This is a genomic window from Frankia sp. RB5 (genome assembly GCF_059816245.1).
The window spans coordinates 1-18,861 of the sequence record NZ_JCBATA010000018.1; the positions used below are offsets into that span (position 1 = coordinate 1).

At 75.0% G+C, this 18,861-nt stretch carries 14 protein-coding genes and 1 pseudogene; 3 read left to right on the forward strand and 12 right to left on the reverse strand.

Features of this window, described 5'->3' with window-relative positions; genetic code table 11:
• A pseudogene (locus AC6EXY_RS11605) lies at positions 1-2,300 on the forward strand (hypothetical protein); the annotation flags it as partial.
• Between the two features lie 346 nt (positions 2,301-2,646).
• On the opposite strand, the gene AC6EXY_RS11610 reads toward AC6EXY_RS11605, so the two are convergent.
• The 10 genes from AC6EXY_RS11610 to AC6EXY_RS11655 form a co-directional block, all read right to left on the reverse strand.
• Positions 2,647-3,726, reverse strand: a complete 1,080-nt coding sequence (locus AC6EXY_RS11610) for a hypothetical protein (RefSeq protein ID WP_499817621.1) — start codon at positions 3,724-3,726, stop codon at positions 2,647-2,649.
• Positions 3,727-3,910: 184 nt separating this feature from the next.
• Positions 3,911-4,234 (reverse strand): lycopene cyclase domain-containing protein, encoded by a 324-nt coding sequence (locus AC6EXY_RS11615; protein WP_101833643.1) that lies wholly within the window; start codon positions 4,232-4,234, stop codon positions 3,911-3,913.
• On the reverse strand, positions 4,231-4,623 hold the full coding sequence (locus AC6EXY_RS11620; protein WP_499817622.1) for a lycopene cyclase domain-containing protein: 393 nt from the start codon (positions 4,621-4,623) through the stop codon (positions 4,231-4,233). The genes AC6EXY_RS11615 and AC6EXY_RS11620 overlap by 4 nt, the downstream gene beginning before the upstream one ends.
• A gap of 25 nt (positions 4,624-4,648) precedes the next feature.
• A complete protein-coding gene (locus AC6EXY_RS11625) occupies positions 4,649-5,335 on the reverse strand; it encodes a thiamine phosphate synthase (protein ID WP_101833644.1) in 687 nt (228 codons plus the stop codon).
• Positions 5,316-5,588 carry a sulfur carrier protein ThiS gene (gene thiS, locus AC6EXY_RS11630; protein ID WP_101833645.1) on the reverse strand — a complete coding sequence of 91 codons (273 nt, stop codon included), beginning with the start codon at positions 5,586-5,588 and terminating at the stop codon, positions 5,316-5,318. The genes AC6EXY_RS11625 and thiS overlap by 20 nt, the downstream gene beginning before the upstream one ends.
• Before the next feature lie 255 nt (positions 5,589-5,843).
• Positions 5,844-6,167 carry an Rv2175c family DNA-binding protein gene (locus tag AC6EXY_RS11635; protein ID WP_101832021.1) on the reverse strand — a complete coding sequence of 108 codons (324 nt, stop codon included), beginning with the start codon at positions 6,165-6,167 and terminating at the stop codon, positions 5,844-5,846.
• Between the two features lie 120 nt (positions 6,168-6,287).
• Positions 6,288-7,931, reverse strand: coding sequence for a Gfo/Idh/MocA family protein (locus AC6EXY_RS11640; RefSeq protein ID WP_101832025.1), 1,644 nt, complete (start codon positions 7,929-7,931; stop codon positions 6,288-6,290).
• A 156-nt stretch (positions 7,932-8,087) separates the two neighbouring features.
• Positions 8,088-9,317 (reverse strand): NAD(P)/FAD-dependent oxidoreductase, encoded by a 1,230-nt coding sequence (locus AC6EXY_RS11645; protein ID WP_101832022.1) that lies wholly within the window; start codon positions 9,315-9,317, stop codon positions 8,088-8,090.
• Positions 9,318-9,373: 56 nt separating this feature from the next.
• Positions 9,374-10,555: a 2-iminoacetate synthase ThiH gene (gene thiH / locus AC6EXY_RS11650; protein ID WP_499817623.1), complete on the reverse strand. Its 1,182-nt coding sequence runs from the start codon at positions 10,553-10,555 to the stop codon at positions 9,374-9,376.
• Positions 10,552-11,526, reverse strand: a complete 975-nt coding sequence (locus AC6EXY_RS11655) for a thiazole synthase (RefSeq protein ID WP_499817624.1) — start codon at positions 11,524-11,526, stop codon at positions 10,552-10,554. Before AC6EXY_RS11655 ends, thiH begins: the two co-directional genes overlap by 4 nt.
• Before the next feature lie 388 nt (positions 11,527-11,914).
• On the opposite strand from AC6EXY_RS11655, the gene AC6EXY_RS11660 reads away from it, so the two are divergent.
• Positions 11,915-14,191, forward strand: a complete 2,277-nt coding sequence (locus AC6EXY_RS11660) for a Stk1 family PASTA domain-containing Ser/Thr kinase (protein ID WP_243407552.1) — start codon at positions 11,915-11,917, stop codon at positions 14,189-14,191.
• Between the two features lie 91 nt (positions 14,192-14,282).
• Positions 14,283-16,256 (forward strand): DUF5667 domain-containing protein, encoded by a 1,974-nt coding sequence (locus tag AC6EXY_RS11665; RefSeq protein WP_499817627.1) that lies wholly within the window; start codon positions 14,283-14,285, stop codon positions 16,254-16,256.
• A gap of 103 nt (positions 16,257-16,359) precedes the next feature.
• Here AC6EXY_RS11665 and AC6EXY_RS11670 read toward each other — a convergent pair whose 3' ends face one another.
• Both AC6EXY_RS11670 and AC6EXY_RS11675 read right to left on the reverse strand, forming a co-directional pair.
• On the reverse strand, positions 16,360-17,748 hold the full coding sequence (locus AC6EXY_RS11670; RefSeq protein WP_101830724.1) for a class II 3-deoxy-7-phosphoheptulonate synthase: 1,389 nt from the start codon (positions 17,746-17,748) through the stop codon (positions 16,360-16,362).
• Positions 17,749-17,807: 59 nt separating this feature from the next.
• Positions 17,808-18,833, reverse strand: a complete 1,026-nt coding sequence (locus AC6EXY_RS11675; RefSeq protein WP_499817628.1) for a 6-phosphofructokinase — start codon at positions 18,831-18,833, stop codon at positions 17,808-17,810.
• Positions 18,834-18,861 lie beyond the last annotated feature (28 nt).

Below are 18,861 nucleotides of genomic sequence, written 5' to 3' on the forward strand. Positions count from 1 at the left end.
CGGCGAGCCGGGAGGCGGCCGCCGCCGAGCAGGCCGCGCGCGCCGAGCTGGCCGGCGTCGAACCGCTGCGGGTGGCCGCCGAGCAGGCCGCCGAGCGCGCGGCGGCGCTCGACCGGCTGGCGCGCTCCATCGGCGACCCGGATGTCCTCGACAGGCAGATCGACCAGGTCGCCGCCATCGTCGAGGACCGGCTGGCGCAGGCCCGGGCGGCGCGCGAGCATGCCGCCACCGCACGGCGGGCCGCCGCCGCGGCCATCCGCCAGTCCGACGAGGCCCGCCGCAACGCCGACGCGGCCCGCGCCGAGAGCGCCGGCATCATCGGCGCCACCACCGACGACTCCGACCCCGACTCCACCCCCAGCCTCGACACGCCCAGCCTCGACTCCGCGGACGGCGCCACGGGCGGAGCGGGCAGCGGCGGGGCGGAGCAGCCAGTCGCCGTGCTGCGTGCCGCGTACGAGGCGGCGAGCAGGACGTTCGCCCAGGTCGAGGTCGGCGCGGATCTGCGCGGCGAGGTCGAGCGTGCCCGGCGGGAGGAGGCGGCCGCCCGGGCGGACGTCGACGCGGTGGACCCGGCCATCCGCGCACGGGCCCGGGAGCTGCTCGCCGGTACCAGCGGCGGGGACGGCGCGACCCGCGCCGCCGGTGAGGCCCGCGCACGACGCGAGAGCGCGGCGATCGGCGCCGAGCTGGACGAGTCCCGCGAGCGCCTCGGCGCGCTGCGGGAGGAGCTGCGTTCCGCCACCGCGGAGGCACGACGCTTCGAGGCCGCCCCGCTGACCGGTGACGGGGTACCCGCCGACCTCGACGAGGCCGAGCGGATGTTGCGCGGCGCGACGGCCGCGGTCGCCGCCGCCGAGCGGGACCACGCCCGGGCCAGAGCCACCCGCGAGGAGCTTGTCGAGGCGTCCGCCCGCCGGTCCGATGAGGTCGCTGCCTTCGAGGCCATCGCCGAGAACCTCGCCGACCTCGCCGACGCCGCCCCGTCCGGCGACACCCCGCCCGCTGCCACCACCACTCCCACCACCACTCCCACCACCAGGTCCGACACCGCCACCGTGCCGTTCACCGGCGACGCCCAGGCGGCCCGCGACGACGCTCGCCAGCTGCGCCTGGCCTGGCGGGAGACAGCCGCCGGCTACGGCCAGGCCGCCACGGCGGTGCGCGCCGCCGCCGAGGCCGTCAGCGCGTGGGCGGCGCAGGACCGGTTCGACGCGGTGCGCGCCCCGGCCCGCCGGCAGATGCTGCGCGCCGGCCGGGAGACGGTCGCCGACTCGGCGGCCGCCTGGGCGGCGGCGCTCGCTCCCCGGCTGCGCAGCCTCGACGACGACCTCTCCCACATCGGCCGCAACCGCGAGGCGATCGTCGCTCGCCTGGAGGGCATGGTCCGGGCTGCTCTCGGGACGCTGCGCGCGGCCGGCCGGCTGTCCCGGCTGCCCGACCGGCTCGGCGACTGGTCGGGACAGGACTTCCTGCGCATCACGTTCGCCGACCCCGACGACCGGGCGCTGACCGAAGCCCTGGGCCAGGTCGTCGACGACTCCGCCGCCGCCACGGTGGCCGCCCGGTCCCGCGCCGGTGCCGGCCGGCCCACCGGCGATGCCCGCACCACAGGCGGCGCGCTCACCAGCGGCGATGCCCGCGCCGGCGGCGGCGCGGCGGGTCGGTCGGCGGCGGCGGCCCGGCGCGACGGGATGGGCCTGCTGCTGCGTGGGGTGCGGGCGGCGATCCCGCGCGGGGTGCGGGTGGAGATCCTCAAGCCCGACGCGGTCCTGCGCACCGAACGCGTGCGGGTCAGCGAGCTCGGCGACGTCTTCTCCGGGGGCCAGCAGCTCACCGCCGCGATCATCCTCTACTGCACGATGGCGGCGCTGCGCGCGAACGACCGCGGCCACCTGCGGGCCTCGCATGCCGGCGTGCTGTTCCTCGACAATCCGATCGGCCGGGCCAGTGCCGGCTATCTGCTCGATCTTCAGCTCGCCGTCGCCGACCGCCTCGGCGTCCAGCTCGTCTACACGACGGGTCTGTTCGACACCGCCGCCCTGTCGGCGTTCCCGCTGATCGTCCGGTTGCGCAACGATGCCGACCTGCGGGCCGGACGCAAGTACCTGCGCGTCGAGGAGCACCTGCGCCCCGGCCTGACTCCGCCCGAGCCAGCCGGCCCCGCCGGGACGACCACAGGTGTGATCACCGCGACCCGGCTGTTCGCGCGCCCCCGCGCCAACCCCGAGCCACCGGCCGGCCACCATCTCGGCGCACGTGTGGGGCGCACCGAGGGCGCAGGCGGCGAGGCTCACTGACGCTGGGATATCGGCGGTCAGCGCTGGCCTCGCGCCGCCCTTTCCCGCCCGGCCCGAGGCGTTCCGCGGAACGCAATCCCTCATCAGAGATCTCGGGCGGTGGCGGTGCGCCGGCCTACGGCCGGACACGCGGCGGTGTCCGCCACCTGACCGGAGAAGATCCGTAGTTACTCACTGTCTGAGCTGGGACTACTCGTTAGCGTGATGACCGTGCCCGCTCGGGACACGATCAGGGACTTGGCGGGCGGATCTGGAGCTGCCATGATGACTAAGCCGCCCGGCACCCCCCGAGCCGGGCGGCACCATCATTTCCCGGGCGTCCCCACGGCGTGGGGCGTGGCGGAGGTCAGCTCGGGCAGGGCAGCACGGGTAGCGATCCCGGGTACTGCGCCCGTTTGCCGTTCAGGTCGGTGACCGCAGCCGTGTAGGTGATCGTGCCGGTCTGCGATGGAGCCGTAAGCTGCCCCGTCCAGGTCGAGCGGTCACCTGTCGCCGCGCCGAGGTTCATCGCCAGGGTCTGGCTCCGCCCACCGGGCAGGGTCGCCGCCAGCTGCACCGCGAAGATGCCGACCGCGTCGTCGGTCGTGACGGTGACCGTCGTCTGTGACGCCGCGGGGGCAGCGGCCGCGCCCGCCCCGGCGGACGTCGCAGTGGCGCCAGGCGGCGGCGCGGGTGCGCCGGCCGACACACCGCGGGGCGCCGTGCCTCCCGAGGACGCCGCGCTCTGGGAGGCGCCGCCCGTCGCCGGGCAGCCCGAGCGCACGATCCGCGCCGGCGCGGCGGTCACCGAGACGATCCGCGGTGAGCCGTCGACCTTGGCGGTGATGCGCAGGTCCGCACCGCCGACGCCGGTGCGGGCGGTGACGGGCACGGTCACGTCGACGGTACCCTCCGGCGCGGCCGCCCGGTCAAGAGTGATCACGAGGGGGACCTTCACCCCCGGGTCGACCCGCCGCTGGTTCGGGACGACCGCCAGCCACGAGGGGGTGCTGCCGACCGCCACGTCGACAGGCGCCGTCCCGTCGCCACGCAGGTCGACCCGCCAGACCGAGTCGACCGCGCCGAGGTCCACCGACGTCGCGCTCAGCCCGAGCACCGGCCCGCTCGGACGCGGCGCGACCGCTGGGGCCGTGGCGCCCGCGCCCCTGTCACCGCTGCGCGTGCCCCCCGTCCCGGCGCTGACTGACGGGGATGGCACCACCCCGTCGGGCGGGAGCACGTCGAGGGGGGTGGGCAGCGGCGTCGAGGCGGACGCGGACCCGCTCGGCCGTCGCGAGGTGGGGGTGGCGGCCAGCACGTCCGGCGGGGCGCCGCCGAGCGGGCGGCGCTGGGCGCTCGGCGTGCCGGAACGGCCGGAGTGACCGCTCTCGTCCAGCCGCAGCCGCAGAACCACCAGGCTTGCCGCGAGCAGCGCCAGCGCGGCCACGGCCGCGCCGATCCGACCCCACCGGATCGGCAGGATCCGGCCCGACCGACCCCAGGGAGAACGGTGCCGCCCCGCCGAGCCGGGGCCACCAGCAACATCGTGCGTCATCACGGTCGAGGCTAGGCCGACGGATTACCTCCGATGGGCCAATTAGCTCGTTTGCGTCACCAACTCGGCAAAATTCTCACTCCGTCCGCCCGCTGTGACGGTCCGTGCGGGCCCGCCGGCCCCACCAGACCCACCACGACAGCGTCCAGGTGACCAGTGCGAATCCGAACAGCAGATCCTCGATCGGCGCGTGCGCGATCCGCGGCCCGAGGATGGTGCCGGGATCGTAGACGACGATCCTGAACCCGGTCAGGACACCGTTGGCGATGAGCTGGAAGACAACGATGATCGCGTACGAGGTCCAGAAGATCCGCCGGGTCAGCAGCCGCGTGCGCAGCACCCACAGGTCCGCGGCGACCGCCCCGGCCACGCCGAGCACCGCGAGCAACGTGTAGCTCACCGCGGACCGTCCGCCTCACCGCGAGCGGGAGGCTCCTGCGCAGCGACTTCCTCCGCGGCGGGGGGCTCGTCGCCGGCTGGCCAGCCGCGTACGGCGCGTACCGCCTCCAGGGTCAGGATCGCGCAGACGGGGACGACCAGGAAGAACAGCAGCTCGTCCAGCGGCAGGCGGCCCGGCAGCCGGATGCCGGTGACCGAGCGCGGGTCGAAGGTCCACTGCCCGGCGGCGATGGCGTACACGTCCCAGGCGACGAAGACCGCCACGACCGGCAGCAACGTCAGCGCGAGCCGGCGCGGGCGGGCGTAGACGCGGGTCCCGAAAAACCATTCCAGCGGGGCCGTGCCGAGCAGGCAGCCAACGAGGACCGCGAGGTAGCTGAGGTGTCGCATCGACGCTGCCGGCCCGCGGCGAGGCTCAGCCGGCGCGCAGCCGGCGGGCGAGCGCCGCGGCCTCGGCCCCCGGATCGGCGGCCGCTGTCAGGGCCCGCACGACGACAACCCGGCGGGCTCCCGTCGCCAGGATGTCGTCCAGGGTGTCGGCGGACACGCCCCCGGTGACGAACCAGGGTTTCGACCCGGGTTCGAAGGGCGGGGCGTGGCGCGCGGCGAGCCGGGGCAGGCCGAGGCCGACCGGCGGGCGGCCCTGCTTCGTCGGGGTGGCGTGGACGGGGCCGACGCAGACGTAGTCGACGTCGGGATCGGCGAGCGCGGCGAGGAACTGCTCGGGGCTGTGCGTCGACTGGCCGATGAGGACGTCCGGGCCGACGATGCCGCGGGCGAACGCGGGTGGCACGTCGTCCTGGCCGACGTGCAGGATGTCGGCGCCGGTGAAGGCGGTGAGGTCGGCGCGGTCGTTGGCACTGACCAGCGTGCCCCGCGCCGCGCCGGCCGCCCGGATCTGGCGCAGGCCGCGGACCTCGTCGGCCCACTCCAGGCCCTTCTCCCGCAGCTGCACCAGGTCGACGCCGCCGCGGTCAGCGGTGCCGACGACCGCGTCGAGGAACGGGGCGAACTCGGCGCGCCGCGGCGTGCACAGGTAGAGCCGGGCATCGGCCAGCCGCCGCAGCCGGTCGGCCCTGAGCTCACCCACCGGCGACGGCACGGACGATCTCCAGGGTGTCGCCGTCGGCGAGACGGACGCGGGTGGACTCGGAGGCGGTCAGCGCCTCGCCGTTGAGCTCGACGATGACCGATCCAGGCCGCAGGCCGAGCCCCGCCAGCAGCTCGGGTAGGGGCTGACCAGTGGGAACGCCCCGACTCGCGCCGTTGACGACGATCCGCGCCTCGGTCCGGGCGGACGGGGTCCGCGTGGCAGCGGGCGACGCGGCCGCAGCCGACATCGCGGCGGCTGACATCGTGGCAGCTGAGGTGGCGGCGGCGGGTGATGGGGTGGCGGGCGGGCGTTCGGCCATGACCCGACACTACGGGAGCCGGGCATCAGCCATCCGGGAGAGCAAGACGTCGGTGACCCTCGTCCCCGTCTCGGGACGGCGCGGCGTGCGAGACGGCGCGGCGTGACGGACGGGCCCGCGTGGGTCGGGCCGTCCGGTCCCACCATGTCGGGACCGGACGGCGGACTGCCAGCGTGCGAGCCGGGTGACGCGGACGGCTCAGAAGGCGAGGGCCTGCGCCCTGCGCTTGACTTCCTTGCTGCGGTTCTCCGCGAGCGCCCGCATCGGCGTCCCCGGCAGGCTCGGATCCTCCCGGAAGATCCAGTCGAGCGCCTCGTCATCGGTGAACCCGGCGTCCGCCAGCACGGTGAGCAGGCCGGGCAGCCCCTTGATCACGGCACCGTCGATGATGAAGTCCGCCGGCACCCGTAGGACGCCGTCCTCCCGCCGGGCCAGCAACGTCCGGTCGCGCACCATCTGGCGGACTCGGGTCACGGGAACCTGCAGCTGCGCCGCGGCGTCAGGCAGGGTCAGCCAATCCATGGTCAACAGTAAACACCTAAGTCGGGACCCGGTCGTGGCCCAGCCCGGCCGCGATCGTCCGGCACTGCCGAGGTCATAGGTCTGTCCCGTCCCGCCCCGACGGGTCAGGGCCAGGACGGGTCAGCGCGGCGCGGCCTGCTCGCCGCCAGCGGCGGCCGAGCGGGCGGCCGCCTCCAGCACGGCGACGACCGGCCGGGCGGACTCCACGCCGTGTCCCGCCAGCGGCCAGCCGGAGACCAGCAGGTCGGCCAGATCGTGATAGAAGCCCCCGGCGGCCTCCGCCGCGGGCGGCACCGGATACCGGGTGTCGACCCCGTCGTGGGTGAGCAGCAACAGCGCGTCGCCGGCGCCGGGCGGGCCCGACTCGGCCGCGAACGGGCCGCTCGACGGGCCGGCGTGCCGTCCGCCCGGGCGGATGGGACCGACGGCGGAGTCACCTGGCCCGGTGGGGGCGTCGAGCACGAGGCAGCCGCCGCTGCCGAGCACCTCCAGCCACGGGCGTGGAGCCGCGGCCAGGTCCGAGATGGTGATCTGCGCCTCGGCGCCGCCGGCGAAGCGCAGCAGCAGCCGGCTGTGGTCGGCGTTGCTGACGTGGTGCCAGACCCGCTTGAGGGTGGACGCGCTGACCCATTCGACCGGTTCGTCGACGAGGCCGAGCACCGCCTCGACGGCGGCGACGCCGCGGTCGAACAGCTGGCCGCCGCTGATGCGCTCGTCGTCGTGCCAGGTGCCGAGCGGGCGGCGCGGGCCACCGCGGTAGGCCTCCAGCCGCATCGGCTCGCCGACCACGCCCCGGCGCACGGCGTCGCGCATCGCCCGCAGGCCCGCGTCCCGCTCGCTCGCGGCGCACACCGCCAGCACCCGCGAGCGGGCGGCGGCGAGTTCGGCGAGCTGGTCGACATCGGCCGGCGACAGGCACATCGGCGCCTGCACGACGACGTGCTTGCCGGCCTCCAGCGCCCGCCCGGCCCACTCCAGGTGGGTGTGGGTCGGGGTGGCGACGATCACGACCCCGAGCTCGGGGTCGTTGACCAGGTCGTCCGGGTCCTCGACCCGGCGGGGCTGGCGCCCGGGGGCGTGCGCGGGCCCGCGGGCGGCGCTACCGTCGCACAGGGCGGTGAGCGTCAGCCCCTCGGTGGCCTCGACGGCCGCGTGGTGAGCGGCGGCGGTGTCGGGCGTGCCGAGCAGACCGACGCCGACGGGGGCGGTGTCGCGCACCCCCAGGCAGTGCCGCAGCCAGCGACCGACGAGCCGCTGGTAGGCGGGGTCGGCGAGCACCTCCGCGCCGCTGCCGAGGGTGAACATGCCCAGGCCCGTCGACGGCCGCCAGGTGCAGACCGGCTGCTCGGCCATCTCGTGCCGGATGAGGATGAGCCGCTCGACGTCGTCGGCGACCTTCTCCGGGACGACCCAGCTCTCCCGGGGCCGGAACCGCCCGTTCCGGGCCATGATCTCCCCGCCCTGCGGCCCTGGCAGCAGCCGGACCTCGTGCGGGGCCAGGAATCGGCCGGGGATGAGGCCGGAGGCCTCCACAAGCGGGCTGTCCGCCGGTAGCGCGCGCACGGTCGGGCCGGCGAGCAGCACCGGGACGGTCTGGCGGGCACGGTCGAGCAGCTCCTGCTCGACGTGATCCAGCGGCCGGTCGATGAGAACGAGAAGCGCGTCCGCCGACCGTGCCGAGGTCGGGCCGAGACCCGCTGCGCGCAGATGGTCGCCGAGCGCGTTCACACCGGGCAGGTTCGATACCAGGTGAATGCGAGGCACGCCCGGCACTCTAGTGGGCTAACCCACCATGTACCCATTCGGGTGGGGAACGGACGACCGCCCATCCCAGCATTCCGGACGGTTCGTCCCATATCTCCGCAGCCGACGGACGCGAATTCGTCACCTGACCATCCCCACACGGACCAGCGGGTTCCGTCAGCCTGCCGCGACGAGTTCCTTCATCGTCACCGCGACGTCCGCGAAACGCGTCGGGTCGATGCCGCCGCCGGCCATCATCAGCCGACGGGCGGCCACCATGTCCATCGGCCGGCCGACCGTGACCATGCCGCGCAGATGCCCGTCGGGCGCGAACCAGCCGGCCGACCAGCCCACCGGACGGCTGCCGTCCGCCGGCCGCGGCGCGTCCGGGTCACCCCGCCAGACCAGCGCGTCGCCCTCGACGCCGGACATGCCGGCGAACTGCACCATCCAGCCGAACTGTTCCGACCAGAAGTACGGCACCGGGTCGTACACCGCCGCGTCGCCCTCGTCCCCACCGAGCAGGGTCGCGGCGCCGACCGACGGCGACTGCTGCGCGGTGTCCCAGTGCTCGACGCGCAGCCGGCGCCCGTAGCGGCGCGACCACCAGGCCGCGCAGTCCCCGACGGCGACCACCGGCGGGCCGTCCACGCCCTCCCACGAGGCGGCGAGACGCTCGTCGGCGACGACGCCGCGCTCCAGCGCCAGCCCGCTTCCGGCCAGCCACCCGACGCTCGGCCGGGCGCCGATGCCGATGAGGATCTCGTCCGCCGGCAGCACCTCGCCGCCGGCCAGAACCAGCCCGTCCGCGGTGGTCCGCTCCACCGCCGTGCCCAGCCGCAGGGTCACGCCGGCCCGGGCATACCAGGCGATCGTGCGGGCGCCGACCACCGGGCCGAGCGCGGCTCGCAGCGGCGAGTCGGCCGCCTCCACGACGGTCACCTCGGCGCCGATCGCCGCGGCGGTGGTGGCGACCTCCGCGCCGATCCACCCGGCGCCGACGATCACCAGCCGCAGGCCGGGGCGCAGCGCGGACCGCAGGCCGTGGGCGTCGTCGATGGTTCGCAGCACCCGCACCGGACCGTCGCCGGGCAGGGTCACCGGATCGGCACCGGTGGCGATCACCAGGCCGTCGTGCTCGAGCGGGCCGGCGTCGGTCTCCACCGTGCCCGGGCGCAGCGCCGTCGCCCGCCGCCCGGTGAGCACCTCGACACCGTCGAGATCGAACGGGAGGGTCGTGTCGTCGATCCGGCCGGTGAGCACCGCCTTGGACAGGGGCGGCCGGTCGTAGGGCCGGTGCGCCTCCGCGCCGACCATCGTGATCTCACCGGTGAAGCCCCGCCGCCGCAGTTCGACGGCCGTCCGGCCCCCCGCCATTCCCGCACCAGCAATGACGATTCGCCGCATCGCCGCAGACTATTACGCCCCGCCGTCGAGAATCACCTCACGCGCGCCCGCCCCGCTCATCCGGCCGGGCTCGCGTCCACCAGCGGGAAGGCGTCCTTCCACACCGGTTCGTAACCGGCCTCGACCAGCATCGCGGCGACCTCGGCGGGCGGGCGCTCATCCGAGATCGAGAACTGTTCCTGGGCGGTGCCCGGCGTGGAGTAGCCGCCGGGTTCGGTGGACGAGCCGGCGCTCATCGTGGTCACCGCGATGCGGACCAGGCCGTCGCGGATCGGCGCCGGCTCCCTGGTGGACAGCGACAGCGCGAGGTCCGGGCCGAACAGCCGCAGCGCCGCGTGCGCCTGGGTGAACTCGGCGTCGGATACGACGACCACCGGCGGGAAGTCGCTCGCCGACGGCTTGATCCGCGGCAGCGCCACGGACACCTCCGTCCGCCAGTACCGGCGGGTCAGGAACGCGGCGTGCGCGCCGAGGGCGAGCACGTCGGCTCGCCAGTCCGGGGCGAGGCCGAGCAGAGCGCCGATCCCCAGGCGCCGCGCCCCGGCGGCCGCCGCGCGCTCGAACGACGACAGCCGCCGGTCGTAGTCACGTTTCCAGCCGGCGACGTGCACCTGCGCGTAGCGGGCCCGGTCGTAGGTCTCCTGGTAATGGACGACGCCCTCCAGTCCCGCCCGCACCAGCCGAGCGTAGGTGTCGTCCGACCAGGTCTGCGTCTCGATGGACAGCGACGGGAACAGCGGGCGCAGCCGCTCGACGACGGCGACCAGGTAGTCGGCGGACACCTCGACGCGGTGCTCGCCGGCGACGAGCAGCAGGTGGCGGAACCCGCGGGCGGCCAGCAGCCGCCCCTCCGCCTCGACCTCGTCGACGTCGAGCGTGCGGCGGGCGACCGGCAGGCCGCGGGCGAACCCGCAGTAGGTGCACGACGAGAGGCATTCGTTGGACACGTACAGCGGCGCGAACAGGCGCACGGCGCGGCCGAAGCGGCGCAGCGTCGTCTCCCGGGCGGCCAGCGCCAGCTCCTCGAGCCGCTCCCCCGCCGCCGGCGAGAGCAGGACGGCGAGCTCGGCGAGCCCCAGCTGCGCCCGCGCCGGGGCCGGCCGCCCGGCACCGCCCGGGGCGATGCGGCGCAGCAGTGCGTCGACCTGCGCGGGCGTCGCGTCGCGCGACCGGGCCGACAGGGCGGGCAGGTCGACGCCGGCGAGCTCGCGGGCGAACAGTCCCGGCTGCGCGCTCACCCCGCACCCCCGCCCACGCCGCCCCTGGGGGCCGCGGAGGCCGTCGGGGCTGTGGAAGCTGACGAGGCTGACGGGGCTGACGGGGCTGTGGAGGCTGACGGGGCCGCGGGCGCCACCGCGCCGAGGGCGCCGAGAAAGCCGGTGAGGGGCGAGGAGGCCGACGCGACGGTGGCTCCACCGGTGCCGACACTGGCACCGGCCGGCCCGGCGAGATGGCCCAGCCGCCCGGCGACGGTCGCGAGGGCGAAGGCGCGCGCCATCCGCACCGGGTCGTCCGCCACCGCGATCGCGGTGTTGACCAGCACCGCGTCCGCGCCGATCTCCATCGCCTCGGCCGCGTCCGACGGCGCCCCGAGGCCGGCGTCGACCACGACGGGCACCCCCGCGCCGGCGACGATCGCCTCGATCGCGTCGCGGGTGCGCAGCCCCCGGTTGGAGCCGATCCAGCTGCCCAGCGGCATGACGGTCGCGCAGCCGGCCTCCTCCAGCCGACGGGCGAGGATCGGGTCCGCCGAGCAGTACGGCAGCACGGTGAAGCCGTCGGCGACCAGCAGCTCGGCGGCGCGCAGCGTCTCGATCGGATCGGGCGCGAGAGTCCGCGGATCCGGGGTGACCTCCAGCTTGACCAGACCCGTCCCGGTGGCGGCGCGCCCCAGCCGGGCGAGCCGGTGCGCCTCGCCCGCGTCCACCGCGCCGGACGTGTTCGGCAGCAGGGTCATCCCGGCGGGGACGAAGTCGAGGACGTCGCCGGCGCCGGCCCGGTCGAGGTCGACGCGGCGCAGCGCGACGGTGACGATCTGGGCGCCGGAGGCGAGCAGGCTGGCCCGCATCGCCTCGTGTGACGAGAACTTCCCGGTGCCGACCAACAGCCGGCTGCGGTAGCCGCGCCCCGCGATCACCAGTTCGTCGATCTCGGCGGCGACTCCCCCGACGGCGTCGGCCGCGGTGTCACCAACCGGGTGCTGCGACATGACGATCATCCTCCCCACGCGCGCATGACCGCGATCGGGTCTGCGGGTCGCCGACGGCAGTCCTGGCCAGCCTCTCAGCCCGCCTCCGCGGGCTCCCCGGTACGAAGCCACAGTCTAGACGCTTACGCCCGCTTCCCGTTCCGCCGGCTTCCAGCACACCGCGCGTCGGCGCCCGCGCTCCGCCCGGCGAAGATGCTTCGCCGCCCGCCCGACGGTGCCGTACCGTTGGCGGTGAATTCCGCGGGTTCGCGCCGCTGTCGGCGTACCGCCGGGCGCTGGAGGCGTGTTCCCCCCGGCAGGCCGGACGCATCTCGGCGGGTAAGCCCGCGAGGCTCCGGTAGCGAAGCCGGTCGGCATCGATCGTAAACTGTCGCCCGTGGATGCCACCGTGGCCGACCCTGTGATAGGCCGGCTTCTCGACGGCCGCTACACGGCGCAGGAACGTCTTGCCGTCGGCGGCATGGCGACGGTGTACGTCGCGCACGACAACCGGCTGGACCGACTCGTCGCGCTCAAGGTCATGCATCCCAACCTGAATCACGACCCGGAGTTCGTCGGGCGTTTCCACCGCGAGGCCAAGGCCGTCGCCCGGCTGAACACGTCCCGCGTCGTCTCCGTCCTCGACCAGGGCTCCGATCACACGCCCGCCGGCCTGGTGAACTACCTGGTGATGGAGCTGGTGCGCGGCCGCTCGCTGCGCCAGCATCTCGGTGCGCGCGGCCGGCTGCCGGTCGCCGAGGCCGTCGAGATCATCGAGCCGGTGATGGAGGCGCTCGCCGCCGCCCACAACGCCGGGATCATCCATCGCGACATCAAGCCCGAGAACATCCTGCTCGGCGACGACGGCCAGGTGAAGGTGGCCGACTTCGGCCTCGCCCGGCCCCTCGGCCAGCCCACCCAGGCGCTGACTGACGGCGTGGTCCTGGGTACCGTCGGCTACCTCGCCCCCGAGCAGGTCACCCACGGCACCGCCGACACCCGCAGCGACGTCTACGCCGCCGGGGTGGTGCTGTTCGAGACGCTCACCGGCCAGCTCCCGCACAGCGGGGCGACCCCGATGTCGATGGCCTACCAGTCCGTCCACGGCGACGTGCCGGCGCCGTCCACCGTGGTCGAGGGTATCCCCGCGGAACTGGACGGGCTGGTGCTGCGGGCGACCGCGCGCGATCCCGACCGCCGCCCGGCGGACGGCTCGGCCCTGCTGGAGGAGCTGGCGCGGATCGCGCCGTACCTGCCCGAGCAGGTGGAGTACCACACCGGCTTCACCGGCGAGGTCCAGCGCATCGGCCTGATGGACCCCCCGCCGCCCGGCACGCCCGACCACACCCAGGCGTTCACCGCCGACGAGTACCACGCCGACGGGCTCAGTCCCCGTCCCGGCAGCGTCGCGGTCCCGCCACCCGCCGGTCAGCCCGGCGCCGGTCCCGCCGGTGGCCCGCGCGCGTCAGCGATGGCCGACTTCCCGCCGACGCAGGCCCACCCGGGCCCGGTCGCCCCCGACGCCACCGCGGTCGCCGCCTTCGGTACCGGCCCGGACGTCACCGCCTACCAGAGCGGCGGGTCCTTCCCGGGGGACGACAGCCCCGCGCCCGACACGGCTGGCCTGTACCACCCCTCGGCCGGGTCGGCACGGATGCCGGCCGGCGGGGCGGGCGGCGGCCGCGGCCGGCGGCGGGCCGGCGGCGCCCCGAGCCGGCGGCCGCCGACTCCCCTGCTCGTCGGCGGCGCGGTCATCCTGGTGCTGATCATCGGGTTCGTCTCACTACGCGCGCTGACCGGCGGCAAGGTCGAGGTCCCCCTGCTGGCGAACGTCAGCAAGTCCGACGCGGAGACGATGCTGCGCGACGCCGGGCTGAAGGTGACCTACCTCGACCCGGTGGCGGACCCAAAGGTGCCCGCCGGCCACGTCGCGAAGCAGGACCCGCATGACGGCGCCCGGGTCCACAAGGGCACCCTCGTCACGCTGCGGCTGAGCTCGGGGCCGGCGGCGATCCGCGTGCCGGACGTCGCGAACCTCACCCAGGAGCAGGCCACCACCCGGCTCAACCAGGTCAACCTCACCCCCGGCGGCGTGATGCCGCAGGCCAGCGACACGGTCCCGGTCGGTCACGTCATCTCCACCAACCCGGCCGTCAACACGGTGCTCAAGCCCAAGGACAACGTCAACCTGATCGTCTCGTCCGGGCCGGACACCCGCCCGATGCCGCCCGACATCATCGGCAAGTCCTTCGACGACGCGAAGGCCGAGATCGAGGGCCTCGGGGTCGCCGGACTCACCATCCAGCAGGCGGTGGCCGTGACGACGGACGGGAACACGGGCAGCGTCGTCGGCGTCGCGCCCCAGGTGGGCCAGCCGATCCCGCCGAACAGCACGGTCACCCTGACCGTCGCGGCCGCCCCCGACGACGGGACCGGCGGCGGGGACACCGGCGGCGGCACGGGCGGCGACGGCAGCGGCATCCAGGTCACCGTGCCGAAGCTGGTCGGCAAGTCGTTCCGCGACGCCGAGAGCGCCCTGCGCCAGCGCGGCCTGTCGATCAGCAGGTCGAACATTTTCGGCGGCAGCCCGAACGACCGCGTGGTCGCCCAGTCCGTCCGCGCCGGCTCGAAGATCGAGAAGGGTAGTACAGTGGCGGTCAACACTGCGTGGCAATTCGGTAACTGAACGACCTGACAGCTACACCGCTGGTCGGGCTGGCACGGGGGCAGCCGAGCTTCCCCCTGCACCGGTCCACGACCGGCCACGGGGAGAGGACGTGAGGGCAGCGCGCGGTCGCGATCGGGATCCCCGCGGCGAGCCGCGCCCCGGCGGATCCCATCGGTCAGCCGGGCCTGGCCCGCCCAGGTGGCCGTCGCGGCCCTTCTCCTTCTGGCGTCCGGGATCCCACTCAGCCCGCCGCGTCGCCGCCATCCTCGACGGCACCCGCCCACCGAACAGCCCCGCCGAGCGGCACCTCGTCACGATCGCCGACGCCGCCCGCGGCCTGCCCCGACCCCAGCTGGATCCGGCCAGCCACGACGCGCTGCGCGCCCAACTCCTCGCCGCCCTGGCCAACCCCGCGACCACCCCCACGACGGCCGCCCCCACCATGGCCGCCTCCGCTATGGCCGCCTCCGCTACGGCCGCCTCCGTGGGCGCGACCCACCCGGCCCCCGCAGCCCCCGCGGCCGCGGCGACCACCGCGACCACCGCGGCTGGGTCCGCGACGACGAAGCCCGCAGGGGCGGCAGGCAAGGACGCCGGCGGCGGGCGATGGGTGCCGCGGACCGTCGCGAGCCGCGGTCGGCTGCCTCGCGTCGTCCGCTCGTTGGCTGCCGCCGGGCTCAGCGTGACCGTGGTGCTGGTCGGCCTCGCCGTCAGCGCCCGCGGGGCGCTGCCCGGTCAGCCGCTCTACACCGTCAAGCGGCAGGTCGAGAACCTCGAGCTGTCCCTGGCACCGGATCCGGTGACCCGAGCCAGAACGCGCCTCGGCGTCGCCGGCACCCGCATGGACGAGCTGCGCACCCTCACCGTCGGCACCCGTCCCGACCGTGCCTCCACCCGAACCGGCCGTGGGTCGCCCGCCGGCACCGGGGCCGCCAGCACGCCCGCCGCGGGCGGCATCACCGGCTTCGGGATCGTCGGCCCGCCGTCAGCCACCAGCGCCCCGCTCGGGGCGGCGGGCATCGGGATCTCCCCGGTCATCTCATCCTCCCCGGCGGCGACCACCGATACCGCCCCGACCGCCCCGACCGCCCCGACCGCCGATACCGCGCCGACCGCAGCCGGCCCGTCCAGTCCTGGCCCGTCCGCCTCGCCCACCGGCGCACCCGCCGATGGGCGACATGCCGATGCCCGCACGGTCAACGGCCTGCTGCGGGCCTGGTACGCCCAGACCAGGGCGGGATCGACGGTGCTGCTGGCGCAGGCACACGCCGGCGACGCCGACGCCCGGCGCACGATGGACGCGTTCACCTCCGAGCAGTCGGAGCGCCTGAACGACGTCCTGACCGCCCTGCCACCCGGGACGTCCGAGTCGGCGCGGGACGCCGTCGATCTCATCGGCGATCTCCGCGTGGCGCTCGACCCTCAGACGTCCTCCCCCGCGACCTCTCGTGCGGCCCGCTCCCCGAGCACGTACGCCGCCGCGTCGACGCCCACCGACGCGCCGGAGACCACCACCACGCCCGAGACCACCAGCACACCTGGAACCACCAGCGCGTTCGAGACCACCAGCACACCGGTGACCTCCCCGGCGACAGACACGACCGCATCGCTTCCGGCCACATCGCCCACAGCGGGACCCACCCCACGGGCTCAGCCGGAGGAGGACGCCGACATCCTCGGCGCCGCCACCTCCCCACCATCGTCGTCCGCGCCGACACCGGTCTCCCCCTCGGCGCAATCCGCCGCCCCGGCAGCCACGTCCACGTCCACCGCGGCAGCCACCACCGCGGCAGCCACGCCCGCCCTGACGCTGACCCCCAAGGCCGCGTCCCCGCCCGGCGGACCGGGCGCGGCGACGCCGAGTGGCACGGATGGCGGCGCGGCCGCGACTCCCTCGGCGGCGCCCGCCTCTCCCCCGGCCGGCGCCGACGCGGACAGTCCGCCCCCGGACCACGAGGGCGCCGCGGTCAGCACGCCGCCCGCCCGCTCCGACCCGCAGCCTGCGCCGGCCGCCGCCGCGTCGTCCGACGACCGTTCCGCCTCACCTACCAGCACGCCGACGGCCGAGTCGGCCGGCGACTAGGACGCGGGGGGAGGCGTGATCTTCCCAGCTGCCGTCGCGACGACAGCCACTCCAGCGCACCAGCCCGTCGCCTGCGCCGCCGACCACAGGCCTTGGATGGAGATCAGGCTGGCTGGGCGGGAAGGTGGGGCTCGGGTGCGGCGGCCGCGGCGGCGCGCTCGCCGCGGGCGTGCTGAAGCATCTCGGCGACGAGGAACGCGAGCTCCAGCGCCTGGCCGGTGTTCAGGCGCGGGTCACAGGCCGTCTCGTAGCGGCCGCCGAGGTCCTCCTCGCCGATGAGTTCGGCGCCGCCGAGGCACTCGGTGACGTTCTCGCCGGTCAGCTCGATGTGCAGGCCGCCGGGGTGGGTGCCCAGCGCCTTGTGCACCTCGAAGAAGCCGGAGACCTCGTCGAGCACGTCGTCGAAGTGGCGGGTCTTCACGCCGGCGACGTCGCGGGTGTTGCCGTGCATCGGGTCGCAGGACCAGACGACCGGCGGGCCGGCGGCGTTGACCTTCTCGATGATCGGCGGCAGCGCGTCACGGACGCGGCCGACACCCATTCGCGAGATCAGGGTGAGGCGGCCGGGGATGTGCTGCGGATTGAGCCGCTCGGCGAGCTCCAGCACCTCGTCGGGGCTGGCCTTCGGGCCGATCTTGCAGCCGATCGGGTTGCCGACGCGGGAGAGCAGGTCGACGTGGGCGCCGTCGAGGTCGCGGGTGCGCTCGCCGATCCAGATCATGTGTGCGGACAGGTCGTACGGGTTGCCGGTGGCGTCCTCGACGCGGGTCAGTGCCCGCTCGTACTCCAGTAGCAGACCCTCGTGGCTGGTGAACAGCTCCACGCCGGTCAGCGCCGCGGTGCGGTCGAGATCGATGCCGCAGGCGGCCATGAAGGCCATCGCGCGCTCGATGTCCGTGGCCATCGCCTCGTAGCGGCGGCCGGCGGCCGAGTCGCGCACGAACGCCTTGTTCCACTCGTGGACCTTCGACAGGTCGGCGAAACCGCCGGTGGCGAAGGCACGCACCAGGTTCAGGGCCACCGCGCTCTGGTGGTACGAGGCGACCATGCGCATCGGGTCGGGACGGCGGGCCGCGGCCGTCGCGGCGATGTCGTTGACCGCGTCACCCCGGTAGGACGGCAGGCCGGTGCTCGCCTCGATGTCAGCCGAACGCGGCTTGGCGTACTGGCCGGCGATGCGCGCGACCTTCACCACCGGGGTGCTCGCGCCGTAGGTGAGCACGACCGCCATCTGCAGTAGCGTCTTCACCTTGTCGCGGATCTTGTTGGCGGTGTTGGCCGCGAACGTCTCGGCGCAGTCGCCGCCCTGCAGCAGGAACGCCTCGCCGCGGGCGACCATCGCGAGCCGGTCGGTCAGCGAGCGCACCTCGGGCGCCGTGACCAGCGGCGGGAGCGCCGCGAGCTGGTCATAGGCCGCCTGCAGTTCGACCGGGTCGGGCCAGGAGGGCTGCTGCTTGGCCGGGAGGGTCCGCCAGACGTCCAATGCGCTCACGAGACACCAGAGTACGGCCCGCGCGGCCGGGCCGGCGCGACGTCACCCGAAGAAAGACGTCAGCCGAAGAAGACCTCCGCCTCCCGGTAGAGCTCCTCGGGCACCGTCTTGAGCTCACGGGTCGCCTCCGCCAGCGGTACCCGGTCGATGCGGGTGCCGTGCAGGGCGACCATGCAGCCGAAGTCGCCCTCGTGGACGGCGTCGACGGCGTGCAGGCCGAAGCGGGTCGCGAGCCAGCGGTCGAACGCGCTCGGCGTTCCGCCGCGCTGAAGGTGACCGAGCACGGTGGCGCGCGCGTCGCGGCCGGTGCGCCCGCGGATCTCGGTCTCCAGCACGGTGGCGATGCCCTGCAGACGGACGTGACCGAACGCGTCCAGCTCGTCCTCACGGGTGACCATGGTCCCGGCGAGCGGGACGGCGCCCTCGGCGACGACGATGATCGGCGCGTAGTGGGTGGCGAAGCGGGACTCGACGAACGCGGCGACCTTGTCGAAGTCGAACGGCTTCTCGGGGATGAGGATGACGTTCGCCCCGCCGGCCATGCCGCTGTGCAGCGCGATCCAGCCGGCATGGCGGCCCATGACCTCGACGATGAGCACCCGGTGGTGGCTCTCGGCGGTCGTGTGCAGCCGGTCGATCGCCTCGGTGGCGATGTTGACCGCGGTGTCGAAGCCGAACGTGTAGTCCGTCGCGGACAGGTCGTTGTCGATCGTCTTCGGCACGCCGACGACCGGCACGCCCTCGGCGTGCAGCCGGGCGGCCACCCCGAGGGTGTCCTCGCCGCCGATCGCGATGAGCGCGTCGACCCCGGCTGTGGCCAGGTTCTCCCGTACCAGCACCGCGCCGTCGGCGGCGGCGAACGGGTTCGTCCGGCTGGAGCCGAGGATCGTCCCGCCCCGCGGCAGGATGCCGCGCACCGCGGCGGTGTCCAGCCGTATCGTGTCGCCGGTCAACGGGCCGCGCCAGCCGTCCCGGAAGCCGACGAAGCTGTGCCCGTAGACGCCCTCGCCCTTGCGGACGACGGCCCGGATCACCGCGTTGAGCCCCGGGCAGTCCCCGCCACCGGTCAGTACGCCGATCCTCATCCCGCCTCCTCCAGTCGCCTGCGCACGA

Excerpts from the sequence above, each read along its gene's own strand:
- AC6EXY_RS11620 (WP_499817622.1), bottom strand. The coding sequence starts at position 4,623 with ATGCGACACCTCAGCTACCTCGCGGTCCTCGTTGGCTGCCTGCTCGGC.
- thiS (WP_101833645.1), bottom strand. The coding sequence starts at position 5,588 with ATGTCAGCCGCCGCGATGTCGGCTGCGGCCGCGTCGCCCGCTGCCACG.
- AC6EXY_RS11635 (WP_101832021.1), bottom strand. The coding sequence starts at position 6,167 with ATGGATTGGCTGACCCTGCCTGACGCCGCGGCGCAGCTGCAGGTTCCC.
- AC6EXY_RS11645 (WP_101832022.1), bottom strand. The coding sequence starts at position 9,317 with ATGCGGCGAATCGTCATTGCTGGTGCGGGAATGGCGGGGGGCCGGACG.
- AC6EXY_RS11655 (WP_499817624.1), bottom strand. The coding sequence starts at position 11,526 with ATGTCGCAGCACCCGGTTGGTGACACCGCGGCCGACGCCGTCGGGGGA.
- AC6EXY_RS11675 (WP_499817628.1), bottom strand. The coding sequence starts at position 18,833 with ATGAGGATCGGCGTACTGACCGGTGGCGGGGACTGCCCGGGGCTCAAC.